The sequence below is a fragment of the Achromobacter colocynthidis genome, from assembly GCF_057334535.1.
The window spans coordinates 196,949-215,716 of the sequence record NZ_JBHFIZ010000024.1 but is presented as its reverse complement, the minus strand read 5'-3'; the positions used below and the strand labels follow the sequence as shown (position 1 = coordinate 215,716).

Annotated in this window: 17 protein-coding genes; 6 read left to right on the top strand and 11 right to left on the bottom strand. The window is 64.4% G+C overall.

Annotation, left to right across the window (positions count from 1 at the left end; genetic code table 11):
• Positions 1 to 34 precede the first annotated feature (34 nt).
• Together ACE04A_RS09610 and lolA are read left to right on the top strand one after the other, a co-directional pair.
• On the top strand, positions 35 to 2,416 hold the full coding sequence (locus tag ACE04A_RS09610) for a DNA translocase FtsK (protein ID WP_259252116.1): 2,382 nt from the start codon (positions 35 to 37) through the stop codon (positions 2,414 to 2,416).
• A complete protein-coding gene (gene lolA, locus ACE04A_RS09605) occupies positions 2,416 to 3,039 on the top strand; it encodes an outer membrane lipoprotein chaperone LolA (protein WP_259252656.1) in 624 nt (207 codons plus the stop codon). Before ACE04A_RS09610 ends, lolA begins: the two co-directional genes overlap by 1 nt.
• A gap of 198 nt (positions 3,040 to 3,237) precedes the next feature.
• Here the strand turns inward: lolA and ACE04A_RS09600 are convergent, their stop codons facing one another.
• From ACE04A_RS09600 to ACE04A_RS09560, 9 genes are all read right to left on the bottom strand, one after another.
• Entirely contained in the window at positions 3,238 to 3,651 is a 414-nt protein-coding gene (locus tag ACE04A_RS09600) for a RidA family protein (protein WP_342066089.1), read from the bottom strand.
• Positions 3,652 to 3,662: 11 nt separating this feature from the next.
• Positions 3,663 to 5,153 (bottom strand): N-acyl-D-amino-acid deacylase family protein, encoded by a 1,491-nt coding sequence (locus ACE04A_RS09595; RefSeq protein WP_448718630.1) that lies wholly within the window; start codon positions 5,151 to 5,153, stop codon positions 3,663 to 3,665.
• Between the two features lie 14 nt (positions 5,154 to 5,167).
• Positions 5,168 to 6,040, bottom strand: coding sequence for a MurR/RpiR family transcriptional regulator (locus ACE04A_RS09590; RefSeq protein WP_100852824.1), 873 nt, complete (start codon positions 6,038 to 6,040; stop codon positions 5,168 to 5,170).
• Positions 6,041 to 6,078: 38 nt separating this feature from the next.
• Entirely contained in the window at positions 6,079 to 7,080 is a 1,002-nt protein-coding gene (locus tag ACE04A_RS09585) for an ABC transporter ATP-binding protein (RefSeq protein ID WP_230693423.1), read from the bottom strand.
• Entirely contained in the window at positions 7,077 to 8,084 is a 1,008-nt protein-coding gene (locus ACE04A_RS09580; protein ID WP_100852822.1) for an ABC transporter ATP-binding protein, read from the bottom strand. The genes ACE04A_RS09585 and ACE04A_RS09580 overlap by 4 nt, the downstream gene beginning before the upstream one ends.
• 2 nt (positions 8,085 to 8,086) lie before the next feature.
• Complete coding sequence (locus ACE04A_RS09575; RefSeq protein WP_485820069.1) at positions 8,087 to 8,962, bottom strand: ABC transporter permease; 876 nt, start codon at positions 8,960 to 8,962, stop codon at positions 8,087 to 8,089.
• Position 8,963: 1 nt separating this feature from the next.
• Complete coding sequence (locus ACE04A_RS09570) at positions 8,964 to 9,905, bottom strand: ABC transporter permease (RefSeq protein WP_046803377.1); 942 nt, start codon at positions 9,903 to 9,905, stop codon at positions 8,964 to 8,966.
• 284 nt (positions 9,906 to 10,189) lie between these two features.
• The gene (locus ACE04A_RS09565) at positions 10,190 to 11,749 is read right to left on the bottom strand and encodes an ABC transporter substrate-binding protein (protein WP_259252107.1); all 1,560 of its coding nucleotides are present in this window, start codon (positions 11,747 to 11,749) and stop codon (positions 10,190 to 10,192) included.
• Between the two features lie 115 nt (positions 11,750 to 11,864).
• Positions 11,865 to 13,163 (bottom strand): amino acid deaminase, encoded by a 1,299-nt coding sequence (locus ACE04A_RS09560; protein WP_447988094.1) that lies wholly within the window; start codon positions 13,161 to 13,163, stop codon positions 11,865 to 11,867.
• 166 nt (positions 13,164 to 13,329) lie between these two features.
• Here ACE04A_RS09560 and ACE04A_RS09555 point away from each other — a divergent pair, with 166 nt between their 5' ends.
• The 4 genes from ACE04A_RS09555 (at position 13,330) to ACE04A_RS09540 (ending at position 17,423) form a co-directional block, all read left to right on the top strand.
• Positions 13,330 to 14,121 carry a deaminated glutathione amidase gene (locus tag ACE04A_RS09555; protein WP_448718628.1) on the top strand — a complete coding sequence of 264 codons (792 nt, stop codon included), beginning with the start codon at positions 13,330 to 13,332 and terminating at the stop codon, positions 14,119 to 14,121.
• Between the two features lie 88 nt (positions 14,122 to 14,209).
• Positions 14,210 to 15,550: a replication-associated recombination protein A gene (locus ACE04A_RS09550; RefSeq protein WP_127183679.1), complete on the top strand. Its 1,341-nt coding sequence runs from the start codon at positions 14,210 to 14,212 to the stop codon at positions 15,548 to 15,550.
• 45 nt (positions 15,551 to 15,595) lie between these two features.
• Positions 15,596 to 16,942 (top strand): serine--tRNA ligase, encoded by a 1,347-nt coding sequence (serS, locus tag ACE04A_RS09545; RefSeq protein ID WP_485820068.1) that lies wholly within the window; start codon positions 15,596 to 15,598, stop codon positions 16,940 to 16,942.
• 232 nt (positions 16,943 to 17,174) lie between these two features.
• Complete coding sequence (locus ACE04A_RS09540) at positions 17,175 to 17,423, top strand: hypothetical protein (protein ID WP_082134366.1); 249 nt, start codon at positions 17,175 to 17,177, stop codon at positions 17,421 to 17,423.
• 218 nt (positions 17,424 to 17,641) lie between these two features.
• Here ACE04A_RS09540 and ACE04A_RS09535 read toward each other — a convergent pair whose 3' ends face one another.
• Both ACE04A_RS09535 and ACE04A_RS09530 read right to left on the bottom strand, forming a co-directional pair.
• Positions 17,642 to 17,983 (bottom strand): virulence factor, encoded by a 342-nt coding sequence (locus ACE04A_RS09535; protein WP_259252095.1) that lies wholly within the window; start codon positions 17,981 to 17,983, stop codon positions 17,642 to 17,644.
• 277 nt (positions 17,984 to 18,260) lie between these two features.
• Entirely contained in the window at positions 18,261 to 18,758 is a 498-nt protein-coding gene (locus ACE04A_RS09530; RefSeq protein WP_438860196.1) for a hypothetical protein, read from the bottom strand.
• Positions 18,759 to 18,768: the final 10 nt, after the last annotated feature.

Below are 18,768 nucleotides of genomic sequence, written 5' to 3'. Positions count from 1 at the left end.
ATCTTTAGGTTAACGCCCAATTATAATGAGCCGCATGCCGCGTATCTCGACTGCTTCCCCGCGCGCCTCGCGCAACACCCGCAACGGTCCTTCGCCGCTACAAACGCGTATCTCCGCGTTGCTGCGCGAAGCCCGCTGGATCCTATTTGCCGCCCTGGCGGCCTGGCTCACCCTGGTGCTGGCCACCTGGAGCGCGTCCGACCCTGGCTGGTCGCACTCCGTGCCCGGCGACGTCGTGCGCAACCATGGCGGCCGGCTGGGCGCCTACTTAGCGGACATCCTGCTCTATCTCTTCGGTTTTTCGGCCTGGTGGTGGGTCATCCTGCTGCTGCACCGGGTTCGGGCAGGCTACCGGCGCTTGGCCAGCCAGCTTAAAGTAACTAATGGTAAACAGCCGGAAGTGCTGCCGCGTGTCCATTGGGAAGAGGGCATCGGCTTTTTCCTGCTGCTGGTAGGGTCGCTGGGCATGGAAGCCCTGCGCCTGGCCAGCCACGGCACGCATCTGCCCGGCGCGTCCGAGACCGCCAGCGGCGCGGGCGGCGTCATCGGCCACATGTTGGCCGATCTGATCAGCCGCAGCATCGGCTTCACCGGCAGCACGCTGGCCTTCCTGGTGATGTTGGCCATCGGCCTTAGCCTGTTCTTCTCGTTTTCGTGGCTGGCCGTGGCCGAGCGCGTGGGCGCATGGCTGGAAGGCCTGGTGCGCCGCGTTCGCGATTCGTACGCCGCGCGCGAAGACCGAAAGGTGGGCCAGGTGGCGAAGGCCGTGCGCACCGAACAGGTGGTGGCCAAGCAGGAAAAGCTGGTGCACGAGCAGCCGGTGCGGATCGAACCCGCCATTACCGTCGTGCCGAAGTCCGAACGGGTGGAAAAGGAAAAGCAGCAGTCGCTGTTCTTTGCGCCTTCCGGTGGGGCCGAGGGCGACCTTCCCGCCATCAGCTTGCTGGATCCGCCGCTTACCAACCAGGAAACCGTCTCCGCCGAGACCATCGAATTCACGTCGCGCCTGATTGAAAAGAAGCTGGCCGACTTCGGCGTGTCCGTCACCGTGGTGGCGGCCCAGGCGGGCCCCGTCATCACGCGCTATGAAATCGAACCGGCCACCGGGGTCAAGGGCAGCCAGATCGTGAACCTGGCCAAAGACCTGGCGCGCGCGCTAAGCCTGGTCAGCATCCGGGTGGTGGAAACCATTCCGGGCAAGAACCTGATGGGCCTTGAACTGCCCAACCCGCGCCGCCAGATGGTGCGTTTGTCCGAAATTCTGGGGTCGCAGACCTATCACGCCAGCCATTCGGTGGTGACGATGGCGCTGGGCAAGGACATCGCCGGCAACCCCGTGGTGGCTGACTTGGCCAAGATGCCCCACCTGCTGGTGGCCGGTACCACCGGTTCCGGTAAGTCGGTGGGGATCAACGCCATGATCCTGTCGCTGCTCTACAAGGCCGATGCGTCGCACACCCGCCTGATCCTGATTGACCCGAAGATGCTGGAAATGAGCGTCTACGAAGGGATTCCGCATCTGCTGGCGCCGGTTGTCACCGACATGCGTCAGGCGTCCAACGCGCTGAACTGGTGCGTGGGCGAAATGGAAAAGCGCTATCGCCTGATGAGCAAGATGGGCGTGCGCAACCTGGCGGGCTACAACACCAAGATCCGCGACGCCATCAAGCGCGAGGAACCCATCCCCAATCCGTTCTCGCTGACGCCCGACCAGCCCGAGCCGCTGGCGCCGTTGCCCACCATCGTGGTGGTGATCGACGAGTTGGCTGACCTGATGATGGTGGTGGGCAAGAAGATCGAAGAACTGATCGCCCGCCTGGCGCAGAAGGCGCGCGCCGCCGGCATTCACTTGATCTTGGCCACGCAACGCCCCAGCGTGGACGTCATTACCGGCTTGATCAAGGCCAACATCCCGACGCGTATCGCGTTCCAGGTGTCGTCCAAGATTGATTCCCGCACCATTCTTGACCAGATGGGCGCCGAAACCCTGCTGGGCCAGGGCGACATGCTCTACATGCCGCCGGGCACCGGCCTGCCGGTGCGGGTGCACGGTGCGTTCTGCAGCGATGACGAAGTGCACCGCGTGGTGGAAAACCTGAAGGCGCAGGGCGAACCGAACTATATCGAAGGGCTGCTGGAAGGCGGCGTCGAAGGCGACAACGGCGAAGGCGCCAGCAGCGTCACCGGCATCGGTGGCGACGCGGAGTCCGACCCGATGTACGACCAGGCCTGCGAAGTGGTGCTCAAGCACCGCCGCGCGTCGATTTCGCTGGTGCAGCGCCACCTGCGCATTGGTTACAACCGCGCCGCCCGGTTACTCGAGCAGATGGAGCAATCAGGTATGGTGTCGGCGATGCAGTCCAATGGCAACCGCGAGATCCTGGTCCCCGCTGCCGCTGCCCGAGAGGAAGCATGATGAAGACGTTTCGCCGCCTGGCCGTTGTAGCCGCCCTGAGCCTGGCGCCTGCGCTGTCGTTTGCCGCCAGCGCGCAAGAGCAGTTGAAGTCGTTTGTGGCCACGGTCACGTCGGCCACCGGGTCGTTCTCGCAGTACACGGTGAACAACCAGGGCCGCACGCAGCCCGCGCAAACCGGCGTGTTCTCGTTCCAGCGTCCGGGAAAATTCAAGTGGGCGGTGCAGAAGCCCTATGAGCAACTGGTGGTGTCAGACGGGCGCGTGCTGTTCCAGTTTGACCCCGACCTGGCGCAAGTCACCGAACGCAAGGTCGACGCCGCCATCGGCACGTCGCCCGCCGCGATCCTGTTCGGTTCGGGCTCGCTTGAGCAGTCGTTCGATGTGTCGGCTTTGCCATCCAAGGACGGCGTAGACTGGCTGCGCGCCAAGCCGCGCACGGCAGACGCCGGCTTTTCGCGCGTGGATATCGGCATGAAGGACAACTTGCCGGTGCGCGTGGAATTGTTGGATTCGTTCGGCCAGACCACGCGCGTGGACCTATCGGCGATTAACGCCAACCCCACGCTCCCCGCCAAGGAATTCCAATTCACGGCCCCCCAAGGCGTAGATGTCGTGAAAATGTAGGATGGGTGAAGCGCGGGAGATTGGTCGCAAGAACCCGGGCGTCGAACGCGCGTAACCCATCAGGCGAAGGTGGAGGTATGGTGGGACCGCAGAAGAATTTTGGGGCGTTGTTTGATGGGTTACGCGCGTTGGACGCTTGCGTTCTTGCCCCCGCCCTCCCGCGCTTCACCCATCCTACGACAAGCTGGCGTTAGCCGCTTACGGCCGCTTATACGCCACGCAATCAATCTCCACCTTGGCGTCCACCATCAGGCTGGACTGCACGCAGGCGCGGGCGGGTGGGTTTTCGCCGAAGTATTCCTTGAACACCTTGTTGAACGACGGGAAATCGCGGGCGTCGTCCAGCCAGACGCCGCAACGCACCACGTGTTCCGGGCCGTAGCCGGCTTCCTTCAGAATGGCCAGCAGTTGCTGGATCGCCTTGTGGCACTGCGCGACGGTGCCGCCTTCAATCACTTCCCCGTTTTCCATCGGCACCTGGCCGGACACATGCAGCCAGCCGTCGGCGGCGACCGCGCGCGCAAATGGCATGTGCGAACCGCCTTGGCCGGTGCCGCCGGCGACGCCGTAGCGGGTGATGCCGTTGTTGTCGGGGGTGGGGGCGTTGCTCATGAGTGCACTCCTTAAATTTGGGTGGATGCGGAAGAATAGGGCGATGCGGCGGCAAAACTGGCGCGCAGGTCGCCGTTGCGCGGCAGCCAGCGGCCGGCGCGCTCGCCGGTGGATTGCCCGTGCCGATAGGACAGCGCGCCGTTGACCCACACGGCTTCGATGCCGGCGGCGGTTTGCACGGGGGCGGCGAAGGTGGCGCGGTCAATGACGGTGTCCGGGTTGAACAGCACCAAATCGGCGTGATAGCCCTCACGCACCAGGCCGCGTTCGGCCAGGCCGAAGCGGGCGGTGGACAGGCCCGTCATCTTGTGCACGGCCTGGATCAGCGGCAGCAAGCCCACGTCGCGGCTGTAGTGGCCCAACACACGCGGGAACGCGCCCCACAGGCGCGGATGCGGCATCGGGTCGTTGGGCAGGCCGTCGGAGCCCACCATCGTCAGCGGATGCGACAGCACGCGGCGCACGTCGTCCTCGTGCATGTTGTGATAGACGGCGCCGGCCGGTTGCAGGCGGCGCGCGGCGTCCATCAAGGACACGCCCCAGTCGGCCGCGATGTCGGCCAGCTTGCGGCGGGCTTGTTCGGGATGCGGCACCGACCACGTGATGTCGATATCGAATTCGTCGGTGACCTGCTTCAAGTCCAGCGTGGACGAGCTGGCGGAATAGGGATAGCAGTCGCAGCCCACGTGCTGCATGCGGCCGGCGTTCTCCAGCGTGAACAGCACTTCCTTCGTGCGGCCCCAGTTGCCCGCGCCCGCGCATTTCAGGTGCGACACTACCACCGGCACGCGGGCGTGCTGGGCGATGTCGAAGGCTTCCTGCATGGCATCAAGAATGGCCGCGAATTCCGAGCGCAGATGCGTCGTGTACAGCGCGCCGAATTCGTCCAGCGCCTCGGCCAGCAGCTTGACCTCGTCCGTGTCCGCCTCGATGGCGGAGGCGTAGGCCAAGCCCGTGCTCAGGCCGATGGCGCCATGCGCCAGCGCCTCGCGCAGTTGCTCGCGCATGGCCAGGACTTCGTCGCGGGTGGCGACGCGGTCCAGGCGGTCCATGTGGTTGCTGCGCAGCGCGGTATGGCCCACCAACGCGGCCACGTTGACCGCGGGCTGGGCCGCTTCGATCGCGCGCGTGTAGTCGCTAAAGCTGGGGTAGGCGAAGTCCTCGCGGCTACCCAGCAGGTTCATCGGGTCCGGCGGTTCGGCGCGCAGCGACACGGGCGACGCGCTGATACCGCAGTTGCCCACCACCACGGTCGTCACGCCCTGCGACAGCTTGGGCAGCATGCCTGGTGTGCGGATGACGTTGGTGTCGTCGTGCGTATGCACGTCGATAAAGCCGGGGGCCAGGGCAAGGTCGGTGCCGTCGATGATCTGGCGGGCTTGCGCGCCGGGCAGGGCGCCGATGGCGGCAATGCGGCCGTCGGCCAGCGCCACGCTGGCGCGGTATTCGGGGCCGCCCGTGCCGTCCAGGACACGGACGTTGCCGATAAGGGTGTCGTACATCTTGGGTTCCAGGTTCAGTCGCCCAGCGGTAAACGGTTGGGGCCGCCGCGATGCTCGTCCAGCGCCAGCTTGATGCGGCGCAGCCGTTCGCGGTTTTCCTCTTGGTTCAGCATGGCCAGTTCGGTTGATAGCAAATCAATGGCCAGCATCATCGCGTAGCGCGATGCCGAGGGTTTGTAGATGAAGTCGGTTTCGTCCGTGCGGATGGGCAGCACCACGTCGGCCAGCTTGGCCAGCTCGGACGTGGCGTCGGTGATGGCGACGATGCGGGCGCGATATTGCTTCACAATGCGCGCCGCCCCGATGATCTCCGGCGTCAGGCCCGACGCCGACAGCACCAGCACGACATCGCGCTCGTCCAGCGTGGCGGCGACCATGCGCAGCAGCACGGCATCGCTGTACACGGCGATGGGGTAGCCCAGCCGCACCAGCCGCGATTGCACTTCCTGCGCCAGCACGGCGGACGCGCCGCCCATGCCGAACACGTAGATCATCCGCGCGCCATCCACGATGGAGGCCGCCTGTTCGAAAAGCTGTTCGGTAAACGTGGGCAGGTGCGCGCGCAGCGTGCTTTCGATGTCAGCGTAAATGCGCGCGTAGAAGGTGCTTTCCTCGGCCGGTGCGCTGGGGTCCAGAAAGCGGCTGCCCACCGTGCTGGCCTGCGCCAGTTTCATTTTCAGGTCGCGGGTGTCGTCGCAGCCCACCGTGCGCGCAAAGCGGGAAATCGTGGCGATGCTGACGCCGGCCTTCGTGGCCAGTTGGTCCACGGTGGCGCTGGCGCCCCAGATGATGTCGTCCAGGATGGCGTCGGCCACCTTGCGTTCGGTCACGCTCAATGCGTCCCGCCGACTGCGTATCTGGAAGACGATGTCGCGGATGATGTTCATGTGGGATTCCTGGGTCGGATCGGGTCGGGGCAGTGGCGCTAGGCGGCCAGCTCGGGGGCGTCAAGGCGCGTACAAGCCACAAAGTGGCCCGGACCCACTTCCACCGCTTGCGCCTCGATGGTGGCGCAGGCGTCGGTGGCGTGGGGGCAGCGTGTGCGGAACACGCAGCCGGACGGCGGATTGATCGGGCTGGGGATGTCGCCCTTGAGCAGAATACGCGAACGCGGGGCACGCGGATCCGGCACGGGCGCGGCCGACAGCAGTGCGCGAGTATAGGGGTGGCGCGGGCGTGCGTAGACTTCGCTGGTGGGCCCGCGCTCCATGACGCGGCCCAGGTACATCACAACCACTTCATCGCACAGGTAGTCCACCACGGCCAAGTCGTGAGCCACGAACAGCATGGTCAGGCCCAGGTCGCGTTGCAGGTCTTGCAGCAGGTTCAGCACCTGCGCCTGCACCGACACATCCAGCGCCGACACGGGTTCGTCCGCCACGATGAAATCGGGCTCCACCGCCAGGGCGCGCGCAATGCCGATGCGCTGGCGCTGCCCGCCCGAGAATTCATGCGGATAGCGCCGGCTGTGGTCCGCGTTCAGGCCCACGCGCTCAAGCAGTTCGCCGATGCGGGCCGAACGGCGGTGCTGCGCCAGCTTGTGCGTGTCCAGCGCCTCGCCCAGGATCTCGGCCACCGTCATGCGGGGGTTGAGGCTGGCGTAAGGGTCCTGGAACACAATCTGCATGCGGCGGCGCCACGGCAGCATCTGCTTTTCGTTCAGGTGCGTGATGTCCTGGCCGTCGAACAACAGGCGGCCGGCGGTGGGCTTGAACAGGCGCAACAAGGCGCGGCCCGTCGTGGTCTTGCCGGAGCCTGATTCGCCGACCAGACCGACGATGGTATTGCGGGGCACGTCGAAGCTGACGCCGTCGACTGCGCGTACGACGGGCGCGTGACGCGCTTGCGACGTGGGGAAATGGACTTTCAGATCTTCAATGCGGACCAGCGGGTCTTCGGCCCGCACGGTGGCTTGGGGGCTAGTCATATCGGGTTCACCTTGATGCAGCGCGCGCGGTGTTCGGCCTGCACGGCCACCAATTCGGGCACGGCGGCGCGGCAATCGTCGGCCGCCATGTCGCAGCGCGGCGCGAATGTGCAGCCGGCCGGTAGCGACAGCACGCTGGGCACGTTGCCCGGAATGGCGCGCAGGCGCTCACCGGAAGCCAGCAGCGCCGCCGTGGGCAGACAGGACAAGAGGCCGCGGGTATACGGATGCGTGGGTTTCTCAAACAGGTCGTAGACGCCCGCGTCTTCCACCACGCGCCCGGCGTACATGACCGCCACGCGATGCGCAATCTCGGCCACCACGCCCAGGTTGTGCGTGATGAACAGAATGCTCATGTTCATCTCTTTTTGCAGCCGGCGCAGCAGGTCCAGGATTTGCGCCTGCACGGTGACGTCCAGCGCGGTGGTGGGTTCGTCGGCGATCAGCACCGCCGGGTTGCAGGCCAGTGCCAGCGCAATCATCACGCGCTGGCGCATTCCTCCCGACATCTGGTGCGGGTACTCGTTGACGCGTCGATCGGCGGCGGGAATCTCCACGCGCTCAAGCATTTCGCGGGCACGCTTGATGGCCGCCGCGTACGACCCGCCCTCATGCTGCAACACGGCTTCGGCGATCTGGTCGCCCACGGTGTACAGCGGGTTCAGGCTGGTCATGGGCTCCTGGAAGATCATGGCAATTTCGGCGCCGCGTATCTTCTGCAGGGTGGCGGACGACGCATGGGCCAGGTCGTGCTGCACGCCCTGGCGGTCGCGGAACAGGATCTTGCCCGCTTCGATGCGGCCCGCCGGCTTGGGCAACAGGCCCATGATGGACAGGCTGGTCACGGATTTGCCGGAGCCGGATTCGCCCACGATGGCCAGCGTTTCACCGCGTGCCAGGTCGAAGGTGACGCCGTCCACGGACTTGGCGATGCCGTCGCGGCTGTGGAACCAGGTCTTGAGACCTTCCACGGACAGCACGACGTCTCGGGTGCTTGCCGTCATGATTACAGCTCCTTGCGCAGGCGCGGGTCGAGTACGTCGCGTAGTCCGTCGCCCACCAATTGCAGCGACAGCACGGACAGCACAATGGCAATGCCGGGAAAAACCATGATCCAGTCGGCCGAGCCCATGTACTGCTGGCCGGCGTTGATCATGGTGCCCCAGGTAGGAATGTCGGGCGAAACGCCCACGCCCAGGAACGACAGGCCGGCTTCGGCCAGGATCGCGTAGGCGAAGATGAACGTGCCTTGCACCAGAATGGGCGACACCAGGTTGCGCAACACGTGCACGGTAACGATGCGCCAGGTGGGCACGCCCAGCGCGCGGGCGGCTTCCACGAAAGGCAGTTCGCGGATCACCAGCGTCGAGGCCCGCACGATGCGAGCCAGGCGCGGCGTGTAGACGATGCCAAGCGCAATCACCACGTTGACCAGCGACGGCCCCAGCGCGGCCACCAGCGAGATCGCAAGCAGGATGTCGGGAAAGGCCATCATGGCGTCGATCAGGCGCGACACGAATTTGTCGGCCGATCGGAAGAAGCCGGCAATGAGGCCCAGTGCAATACCCAGCACGCTGGACACGATCACCACGGAAAAGCCCACCATCAGCGACAGGCGGCCGCCGTAGATGACGCGGCTGAAAACGTCGCGGCCGAAGTCGTCGGTGCCGAACCAGTGGGCGGCGCCCGGCGCTTTCAGCCGGTTCATGATGGACAGCTTGAAGGGGTCGTACGGGCTGACCCACGGCGCCAGCAGCGCGGCGGCCACCAGCACGATGATCACGATCAGGCTCAACAGCACGGTCTTGCGCGACACCAGCAGGCGCAGCACCTGCCAGCGGTCGCCGCTGCCAGTGGATTGGGGGGAAGTTGCAATAGCCATATCAGTAGCGCACCCGGGGGTCGACCAGCAGGTAGAGCAGGTCGATGATCAGATTGATCAGGACGTAGATGGCCGCGATGATCAGCAGCGCGCCCTGGATGACGGGATAGTCGCGGCGCAGCACGGCGGACACCACCAGGCTGCCCACGCCGGGCAGGCCGAACACGGTTTCGGTCACGACGGCGCCGCTGATCAAGAGCGCGGTGGTCAGGCCCAGCACGGTCAGGATGGGAATCAGCGCGTTGCGCACGGCGTGCTTCAAGATGACCTTGCTTTCCGGCAGGCCCTTGGCCCGCGCGGTACGCACGTAGTCGTCGCGCAGCACGTCCAGCATGCTGGCGCGGATGAAGCGGGTGATCAGCGCGGAATTCACCAGTCCCAGCACCACGGCGGGCAGGATCAAATGCGACAGGCGGGTGGCCAGCGATGCGTCCGGGCCGCCATAGCCCGACACCGGCAGCCAGCCCAGCTTCACCGAGAAAATCTGCATCAGCAGCAGGCCGAGCCAGAAGCTGGGCACGCTGGAGGTAAACATCGAAAACGACAGCACCGACTGATCCAGCGTGGTGCCGCGCTTGACCGCGGACAGAATACCCACGGGCAGCGCGATGGCGCTTGCGATCAGCAGCGACATCAAGGTCAGCAGTATCGTGGGTTCGGCGCGGTCGGCCAGCGCCGACAGCACGGGCTTGTTCATGAAGATGGACTGGCCCAGGTCACCCTGCACCAGCTTGCCCAGCCACGACACATATTGCAGCGCCATGGGCTGGTCCAGCCCCAACTGCGCGCGCAGCGCCGCGATGTCCTGCTGGCTGGCCTGCGGCCCCAGCATCACCGCGGCCGGGTCACCGGGCGTGACGCGAATAATGACGAACACAATGGTCGCGACGATAAACATCACAGCCACCAGCCCGACCAAGCGGTTTAAAAGATAACGCAACACGATAAAGTCCTAAAAAGCGTCATTCGGCACGGCGACTCATTCGGCACGGTGGCTCGTTCGGCACGTCGGCTCGTAGGATGGGTGGAGCGCGGCAGGCCAAGGGCAAGAACTCCGTCGCCTGCCGCGCGTAACCCATCAAGCGGTCGTCAACGCCAAACGGTTCGGCCACACGGTCAACGAATCGGCCCTTTCGAACCGGTCCGGTACAGCATCACGTTCCAATGATGGGTTGCGCGCGGCAGGCAATCGGGTTCTTGCCCAAGGCATGCCGCGCTTCACCCATCCTACTTGGGGCTTTTCCAGGCGTTCCAGAAGAACGGCCAGGGGGCGGGCTTGGTGCCTTGCAGCGACGGCGAGCGCGCGGATTGGGAGTTGAAGTCACCGACCTTCACGAACGGCACCTCGTCATACACGGCTTGCTGCACGTCGGCCCAGCGCTTGATCCGTTCTTCCTGCGTGCGGGCCTGGTTGAAGGCGTCCATGACTTGAGCGCGACGCGGCGTATCCCACCAGCCCGGTGCATCTTTCGACGGGAAGTCGATCAGCGCGGGTTCCGGCAGGAACACACTGTGGGTGATGAAGATGTCCCACACGGCGGGGTCCTGGCGGCGTTGCGTCAGCGTGGCCCAGTCCACCACCTGCATGTCCACCGTGAAGCCAGCGGCCTTCAGGTATTCGGCGGCCACCAGCGCCATCTTGTAATGGAACTCGTACTGCTGGCTGGTCAGGATGCGGATCTTCTTGTCGGCCACGTTGGCGCCGTCCAGCAGCTTCTTGGCGGCGGCGGAGTCGGCCTTGTTGTAGACCTTGCCGCCCAGCGACGTGGCCCACGGGTAGCCTTCCGGATACAGGTCGCCGTTCAGCTTGTAGAAGTCCTTGTTGCCGAAGGCGGCGAACAGCATGTCTTCTTCGTTCAGCGCCAACTGCACGGCCTGGCGCACGGCCAGGTTGGACATGATGCCTTGCTTGGTGTTGAGCACCAGGCGCGGCCAGCCGAAGGGCTTCAACATCACCGGGTCGGAACGGCCACCCTTGAGCTTGTCCAGCGCTTCCACGGGCAGCGAGTCGACGTAGTCGAACTGGCCGGCGGCGGCGGCTTCGGAACGGGTGTTGGCGTTGCTGACCGGCACGAAGCGGATTTCGTCCAGGTATTGCTTGCGCGCGCCGCCATAACCGTCGGGCTCGCCCTCGCGTTGCTTGTAGCCTTCGAAGCGCACCAGTTGGATGTACTGGTCGGGCATGCGGGCCTTCAACTGGTACGGGCCCGTGCCGACGAATTCGCTCAGCACCGGCGCGATCTTGCTCTTGGGCATGATGACGGCCGCGGCGTTGTTCATGGCCAGCAGCGCGGTCAGCGGCGCATAGGGTTGTTTCAGCGTGATGCGGATGGTGTTGGCGTCAGGCGCTTCGATGCTGCTGATGACCTTGGCCGCCCCCTTGCCGCGCGTGGCGGTTTCGGTCCAGCGCTTCAGGGACGCCAGCACGTCCGACGAATCCATCTTCGACCCATCATGGAAGGTGATGCCCTGGCGCAGCGCGATCGTGTAGACCAGGCCATCCGGGGTGACTTCCGGCATCTTCTCGGCCAGCAGCGGCGTCAGGTTCCACTTGGCGTCGAACGTGTAGAGCGTTTCAAAGAAATGCTGCGTCAGGATGCCCACCAGGTCGGCGGTGCTGCTCATCGGGTCCAACGTCGGGGGTTCACCGATGGTGGCGACGGATATCGTGCCCCCCTTGACCGGCGTGGCACTCAGGGCGGGGGACGTCAATGCGGTCAAGCCAATAGCGCCGGCCGCGAGCAGGCTGGTCAGCCCACTGCCTCGCCGGGAGGGTCGGAAGTTCATGATTCTCTCTCCAGAGGGTCAAAAACAGGTTGTCGCGTGATTGGGTATGCGCCGGGATCCCGGTTTTTTGCAGCAGCCCCCTCGGGCCTGGCGCGATGCGGCGGGCGGGGGGCGGTCAGAAAAAGGTTTCGGCCACGTCGGTGACGCGGTACTGCTCGTCCACCAGCAGCACCTGGCGCCACTTGTCGAATGTCAGGCAGGGGTGGGAAATGTCGAAGGCGATCATGTCGCCGACCTGGATGTCGTCGCCGTCGGCGATCTGCATGAAGGCATGCTGGTCCATCATGGCGGTCAGCTTCCAGGTTTGCGGCGCTGCGGCCGGCGTGTCTTGGTCGGGCCGCGTCAGGCCGGGCCGCGTCAGGCCCGGCCTGAAGTGCAGGGCGGGCGTGGGCAGGCCGGCGTCGAACGCGGCGTCGCGCTTGCCCAGCGCAATGATGGCGCGGCCGGGTTCGGGCAGCGATTGCACATAGGCCCAGACCTGCAAGGCGGGCAAGAGGCCCGGTTCCATCTTTTGCGCTACGGGGTTGTGGGCGTTGATGCGTTCAGCCGCCGATCGGTAGACGCCGACGTCGTGCGACAGGTAGCAACCGGGGCGCAGCACCACTTCCAGCGGCGCGCCGATATCCAGTTGCGAGAATTCCTCGGCCACCACGTCAAACCAGGCCGAACCCGCGCCAGAGATGACGGCGGGGCCGTTCTTGCGCAGGCGGCCCGAGGTGGCCAGGCCGCGCAGGGCGTCGGTGGCGCGGCGCAGGAAGGCGCGGATGGCGCTCTCTTCCTGCAACACGCCTTCGTAGACTTCAATGCCGGCCAGCGCCAGGCTAGGCCAGCGGCCGATCTCGTCGACCACGGCCTGCAACTGCGCGTCATCGCGTACGCCCGTGCGTCCGCCCGTGGGACCCAGCTCGATCAGCACGGGCAGGGTCAGGCCTTGCTCGCCGAAGAACTGGCCCAACTGGGCGGCGTTGGTGGGCGAATCGACAATGCAGAAGAACGTGAATGCGGGGTCTTGCAGCAGGCGCGCAATGATGGCCATGTTGGCGCGGCCCACCAATTGGTTGGCCATCAGCACGCGGCGGATGCCGTGTTGATACGCGGCCAGCACTTGCGGCGCGGTGGCCAGCGTGATGCCCCACGCGCCGTTGTCGATCTGGCGCTTGAACAGGGCGGGGCTCATCGTGGTCTTGCCGTGCGGTGCCAGCTTGACGTGGTACGCCTCCATGAACTGCTGCATCCATTGCAGGTTGTGGCGCACGCGGGCTTCGTACAGCACCGCCACGGGCAGGCTGACATCTTCGTTCAGCAGGTTCCAGTTCAGCGCGGCCACACCGGCCGTCGTACAGGACTCGGGGAACGCGCCCAGGCCTTTGCCGTTCACATCCAACAAGGCGGCGGGGGAAGAGGAATTGGTCATGGCGGGCGCTCGAGTCTGGAAAATATTTACGTGAAAGTTTGTTTTTTTCATTATCGTGAAAGAAATTTACAAGCGGCAGCTAGGGCTTACCCGTAGGCTGTGTCAGGGGCAGGTTGGCGCGACAATAGGAAATCCGCGAAACACCGCGCGCCATGAAGGAAAAGCCATGTTGAAAGTCGCTTTGGGCCAGTTCGCCGTCAGCCGAGTCTGGGATGAAAACGCGCAGGTCTGCATTGACCTGATGGAGCGCGCCAGCGCTGGCGGTGCGGGGCTTTTGGTCTTGCCTGAAGGCATCCTGGCCCGCGACATTACCGACCCGCAAATCGTGCTGAAGGCGGCCCAGCCGCTGGACGGCCCGTTCATGACCCGGCTGCTTGAAGCCAGCCGCGGATCGTCGCTTGCCACCATGATGTGCGTGCACGTTCCGACGGGCGAAGGGCGGGTCTGGAATACTTTGGTTACCGTGCAAGACGGCCAGATCGTGTCGCAATACCGCAAGTTGCACCTGTATGACGCCTTCACGATGAAGGAATCCACCAACGTCACGGCCGGCACCGAGCTTCCCCCGCTGCTGGACATTGGCGGCCTGCGCGTGGGGCTCATGACCTGCTACGACGTGCGTTTTCCTGAACTGGCGCGCCGCCTGGCGCTGGATGGCGCCGACCTGCTGGTACTGCCGGCGGCCTGGGTGCGCGGCCCGCTGAAGGAAATGCACTGGGAAGTGCTGGTGACGGCGCGCGCGCTGGAAAACACCTGCTACGTGGCCGCCACCGGGGAATGCGGTGAACGCAATATCGGTTGCAGCATGGTGGTGGACCCGCTGGGCGTGGTGACGGCGCGCGCGGGCGAGGGGCCGGCGCTGGTGTTTGCCGATATCGACCCGGAACGCCTGGCGCATGCGCGCAAGGTGCTGCCGGTGCTGGCCAACCGCCGCTTCGCGCCGCCCGAACTGGCCTAGGCGACGCCGCCCGCTCCCCGGGGCAAAGGCGGCGGTCATGGTGTAATGCTGACTTGTATTTCTTGCCGTCTTCCCCCATCTGCTGCCAATGAGCAACGATCTCTTCGCGGCCGATCCTGCGCATCGGCCCTATGTGCCCCTGGCCGAGCGCCTGCGCCCGCGTTCCTTGTCCGACGTGGTCGGGCAGTCGCACCTGCTGGGCCCTGACAAGCCGCTGCGCGTGGCGTTTGAGTCGGGCCGTCCGCATTCCATGATCTTCTGGGGGCCGCCCGGCGTGGGCAAGACCACGCTGGCGCGCCTGATGGCTGATGGCTTTGATGCGCAGTTCATCGCAATTTCGGCGGTGCTGGGCGGCGTCAAGGACATTCGCGAAGCGGTCACGGTGGCGCAGGTGGCGCAAGGCCAAGGCCGCCGCACCATTCTTTTCGTGGACGAGGTGCATCGCTTCAACAAGGCGCAGCAGGATGCTTTTCTGCCCTACGTCGAAAGCGGGCTGTTCACCTTCATCGGCGCCACCACCGAAAACCCGTCCTTCGAAGTCAATTCGGCGCTGTTGTCGCGGGCGCGCGTGTACGTGTTGCAATCGCTGTCGCCCGAGGAATTGCAGCAACTGGTCGACCGCGCGGTACACGCGCTGAACGAAGGGCTGGATGACGGCGAAGCCATTCGCATCGAGCCCGACGCGCGCGAGCAATTGGCCGCCTGGGCCGACGGCGATGCGCGGCGCTTGATCAGCGCGGTGGAAGTCGTGGCGGAATCCGCGCAGTCGGCCGGTCGCGACACGGTGGACGCCGCCTGGCTGGAAATATCCCTGTCGCAGAACCTGCGCCGTTTCGACAAGGGCGGCGACGCCTTCTACGACCAGATCAGCGCACTGCATAAATCGGTGCGAGGCTCCAATCCCGACGCCGCGCTGTATTGGTTCTGCCGCATGATCGACGGCGGCGCCGATCCCAAATACCTGTCGCGTCGCCTGGTTCGCATGGCGGTGGAAGACATCGGCCTGGCCGACCCGCGCGCGACCGACCTGGCCGTGAACGGCGCCGATATCTACGAGCGCCTGGGCTCGCCCGAAGGCGAGCTCGCGCTGGCGCAAGCGGTGGTCTACATGGCATGTGCCGCCAAGTCCAACGCCGTCTACAACGCCTACAACCAGGCTCGCCAGTTCGCGGCCGAACATGGCAGCGCACCGGTGCCCATCCACCTGCGCAACGCTCCCACCAAACTGATGAAGCAGTTGGGCCACGGCAAGGCCTACCGCTATGCTCACGACGAGCCGCACGGCTACGCCGCCGGCGAACAATATTTCCCTGATGGACTCAAGCCTTCCTTCTATCGGCCGACCGATCGCGGCCTGGAGGCTAAAATCCAGCAAAAGTTGGCATTCCTGCGCGAGCTGGACGCACAGGAACGCGCCAAGAACCGGTAACGGGCCACGCCCATTGCCTTCACTAGAACCTCAACCGACATCAACATGCTAGACCCGATACTGCTGCGCAAAGACCTGCAAACCGTCGTCGACCGCCTCAATAGCCGTGGCGTGTCCTTCGACACGGAACGGTTCAACGACCTGGAGTCTCGCCGCAAGGCCGTCCAGACCGAAACCGAGTCCCTGCAAGCCCGCCGCAACGCGCTGGCCAAGCAGATCGGTCAGTTGAAGGCCAAGGGCGAAGACGCCAGCGCCGTCATGGCGGAATCGCAGGCGGTGCCTGTCCGCCTGAAGCAGTTGGAAGAAGAGCTGGCCGCCTTGCAGGCGCCGCTTAACGACCTGCTGATGTCGGTGCCGAACTTGCCGCACGCCAGTGTGCCCTTGGGCGAATCCGCTGACGACAACGTCGAAGTCCGTCGCTGGTTGCCGGGCGAAGCGGGTGCTGACGGCAACCCGCCGGCGCTTGCGTTCGAGGCGCGCGACCACGTCGCCATCGGCGAACCGCTGGGCCTGGATTTCGACATGGCCGCCAAGCTGTCGGGCGCGCGCTTCTCGTTCATGCGCGGCCCCATTGCCCGCCTGCACCGCGCGCTGTCGCAGTTCATGCTGGATCTGCAAACGGGCACGCACGGCTATACCGAGTGCTATACGCCTTACATCGTCAACGCGTCCACCTTGTACGGCACGGGCCAGTTGCCCAAGTTCAAGGACGACATGTTCGCCGTGTCCAAGGGCGGTGGCGATGACGATCCCAAGGTTGATGCCGCGGGCAACCCTTACGTGCGTGAAGACCAATACCTGATCTCCACGTCGGAAATTACGCTGACCAGCGTGGCGCGCGACACCATCCAGGCCGCCGCAGACCTGCCGCTCAAGCTCACCGCGCATACGCCGTGCTTCCGTTCCGAAGCCGGCAGCGGTGGCCGCGACACCCGCGGCATGATCCGCCAGCATCAGTTCGACAAGGTCGAAATGGTGCAGATCACGCAGCCGGACCAGTCTTACGAAGCCCTTGAAGACATGGTCGGCCACGCCGAGCGCGTTCTGCAATTGCTGGGCCTGCCGTACCGCGTCATGCTGCTGTGCACCGGCGACATGGGTTTTGGTTCTGCCAAGACCTATGACCTGGAAGTGTGGCTGCCCGCGCAAAATACCTGGCGCGAAATTTCCTCGGTGTCCAATTGCGAAACCTTCCAGGCCCGCCGCATGCAGGCGCGTTTCCGCAATGCCCAGGGCAAACCGGAATTCGTGCACACGTTGAATGGTTCGGGTTTGGCAGTGGGCCGCGCGTTGGTCGCCGTGCTGGAAAATCATCAGCAGCCTGACGGCAGCGTATTGATTCCCGAGGCGTTGCAGCCGTATATGGGTGGTTTGACGGTGCTGAAACCCTGAAGCACGCCGCGCGTCCATCGGCCAAATGGCTGATAAGAAAACGGAGCCTTTGGGCTCCGTTTTTTTTTATCATGTCGACATATTGCTGTCGTTTTTGCTCATTATCCTACGCGGGTGAGTGCATGATTTTGATGTGAGCAATTGTGTATTTTTAATAAAAGGGCCGGATAGATGCGGCACAATACACCCGCGTTCTACACGCTTCATTCACTTATATAACAAGGAGTTGTCCATGACTTCAAGAATGATTGGAGATTTTCGTGTGAGATGCTCTGTCGCTCGTGAAGATGAACAGGGCTACCGCGTGCAGATATGGACCCGCCGAGTTGGCGGAACCGCGCCGGAAAAATGCTGGACAGTGCCGGGACAGGCGCCGTTCTCAGACTTGCACGAAGCAGAACAGGAAAGCCGTCAATTGTTCCAAGAAATCAATGGTGTGCGTTTTAACGGTGAGCCGGAGTTTGCCCATGCGTCCGCATAATGGTTGGTGGAGGGCGTCCAGTGCGCCCCGCAGATGGATTGATCTTGTTCAGGAATCCCCGCGTTGGGCAGATGGCAAGCCCGCGCAGGTATCCCAAAAATCCGCCGTGGTGGCGGAAAAGCCGGTACGGGTCCCCGCGGCCTGATCGTCATTCCCATGGGGCACCGGACAATGTCCCAACGGAAAAAAAAGGCCACTCGTCAGAGTGGCCTTTGCTTTTAACGATGCCAATCGCCGCGGCCCTTGCCGTGGCCGTGGCCTCGATAATGACCGGGGCCCGGACCGTAATAACGCGGGGGCGGACCGCCGCGCCAGTGCGGGCCGCCACGGTAATAGACCGGAGCGGGGTAGACCACCGGGGGCGCCACATACACGGGCGCCGGGCGGTAATACACGGGCGGTGGCGGCGCCACATAGACAGGGGCGGGCGCCACGTATACCGGGGCTGGATAAACCACGCCGGGCAAGCCGATTGAGATACCCACGTCCACCCGGGCGAGGGCCACGCTGGAAATCAGCAGACCCGCGGCACCGACACCAGCAATTAGCCATTTTTTCATGTTGCACCTGCCTGCTGCGCGACACAGCAAAGTTGAGTATTCGACGCCCCTATTTTCGGGCTTTTCGGTCGCGGATTCGTAAGCGCGGCTCGCTCAATAGCGACAATCCGCAACCGTCCCCGGGCTGGGCAACGCGCGCGTGCTGCGGCGCGGGATAGTACTTGCGCTCTGGTAATCGTAGACCTGAAATCGATTGAAATGAAGTGGAATCAGATGAAGTCAGACCGGTGCGTTACAGACGGTCACCATCATCGCGGGCTGCGCGGCCCGGATTGCGTCAGATCGATTGAGTGCCGCGGAATTCCACCACCCATACCCAAGGGTTGGCCGCCCAGGCGTGCGAGCCATAGCGTTCGCACCACGTTAATGCAAACGCTGTTTGAAGTGGAACGCCAGGCAAGAGCGCGGAAGATTGGTACAAGGCTTCGGTGCCTTCGGCACGCGCATCGGCTTCGGTCAGACTTTGCAGCCGTTGGATGCGCACACCCACGATAAGCGCGGTGGCGAATGCGTTGCCCGCTTCGTCGGTCAGGGTGATGCTTTCGCCGGTTTTGCCATAGGGGCATCTGACCCAACTGGATGTACGCCGCAATTCTGAAGGGTTATCGCGAACGGGACCCATTGCCACCCAGCGTCCGGAATCGGCGGCGTCCGCATACCAAACCGTCGTGGGCTTGCTGGGTTGCGGCTTCAGAATGCGGCGACTCTGCACTTTCAAGCCCGCCAGGACGGCTTGCTTGAGCGGCTCGCTGAATTGAAGTGACTGCCGTTTCATGCGCTCGCTG

Bases quoted from the DNA above. Each gene is read 5' to 3' on its own strand.
- ACE04A_RS09610 (WP_259252116.1), top strand. From the start codon at position 35: ATGCCGCGTATCTCGACTGCTTCCCCGCGCGCCTCGCGCAACACCCGC.
- lolA (WP_259252656.1), top strand. From the start codon at position 2,416: ATGAAGACGTTTCGCCGCCTGGCCGTTGTAGCCGCCCTGAGCCTGGCG.
- ACE04A_RS09600 (WP_342066089.1), bottom strand. From the start codon at position 3,651: ATGAGCAACGCCCCCACCCCCGACAACAACGGCATCACCCGCTACGGC.
- ACE04A_RS09595 (WP_448718630.1), bottom strand. From the start codon at position 5,153: ATGTACGACACCCTTATCGGCAACGTCCGTGTCCTGGACGGCACGGGC.
- ACE04A_RS09590 (WP_100852824.1), bottom strand. From the start codon at position 6,040: ATGAACATCATCCGCGACATCGTCTTCCAGATACGCAGTCGGCGGGAC.
- ACE04A_RS09585 (WP_230693423.1), bottom strand. From the start codon at position 7,080: ATGACTAGCCCCCAAGCCACCGTGCGGGCCGAAGACCCGCTGGTCCGC.
- ACE04A_RS09580 (WP_100852822.1), bottom strand. From the start codon at position 8,084: ATGACGGCAAGCACCCGAGACGTCGTGCTGTCCGTGGAAGGTCTCAAG.
- ACE04A_RS09575 (WP_485820069.1), bottom strand. From the start codon at position 8,962: ATGGCTATTGCAACTTCCCCCCAATCCACTGGCAGCGGCGACCGCTGG.
- ACE04A_RS09565 (WP_259252107.1), bottom strand. From the start codon at position 11,749: ATGAACTTCCGACCCTCCCGGCGAGGCAGTGGGCTGACCAGCCTGCTC.
- ACE04A_RS09560 (WP_447988094.1), bottom strand. From the start codon at position 13,163: ATGACCAATTCCTCTTCCCCCGCCGCCTTGTTGGATGTGAACGGCAAA.
- ACE04A_RS09555 (WP_448718628.1), top strand. From the start codon at position 13,330: ATGTTGAAAGTCGCTTTGGGCCAGTTCGCCGTCAGCCGAGTCTGGGAT.
- ACE04A_RS09550 (WP_127183679.1), top strand. From the start codon at position 14,210: ATGAGCAACGATCTCTTCGCGGCCGATCCTGCGCATCGGCCCTATGTG.
- serS (WP_485820068.1), top strand. From the start codon at position 15,596: ATGCTAGACCCGATACTGCTGCGCAAAGACCTGCAAACCGTCGTCGAC.
- ACE04A_RS09540 (WP_082134366.1), top strand. From the start codon at position 17,175: ATGACTTCAAGAATGATTGGAGATTTTCGTGTGAGATGCTCTGTCGCT.
- ACE04A_RS09535 (WP_259252095.1), bottom strand. From the start codon at position 17,983: ATGAAAAAATGGCTAATTGCTGGTGTCGGTGCCGCGGGTCTGCTGATT.
- ACE04A_RS09530 (WP_438860196.1), bottom strand. From the start codon at position 18,758: ATGAAACGGCAGTCACTTCAATTCAGCGAGCCGCTCAAGCAAGCCGTC.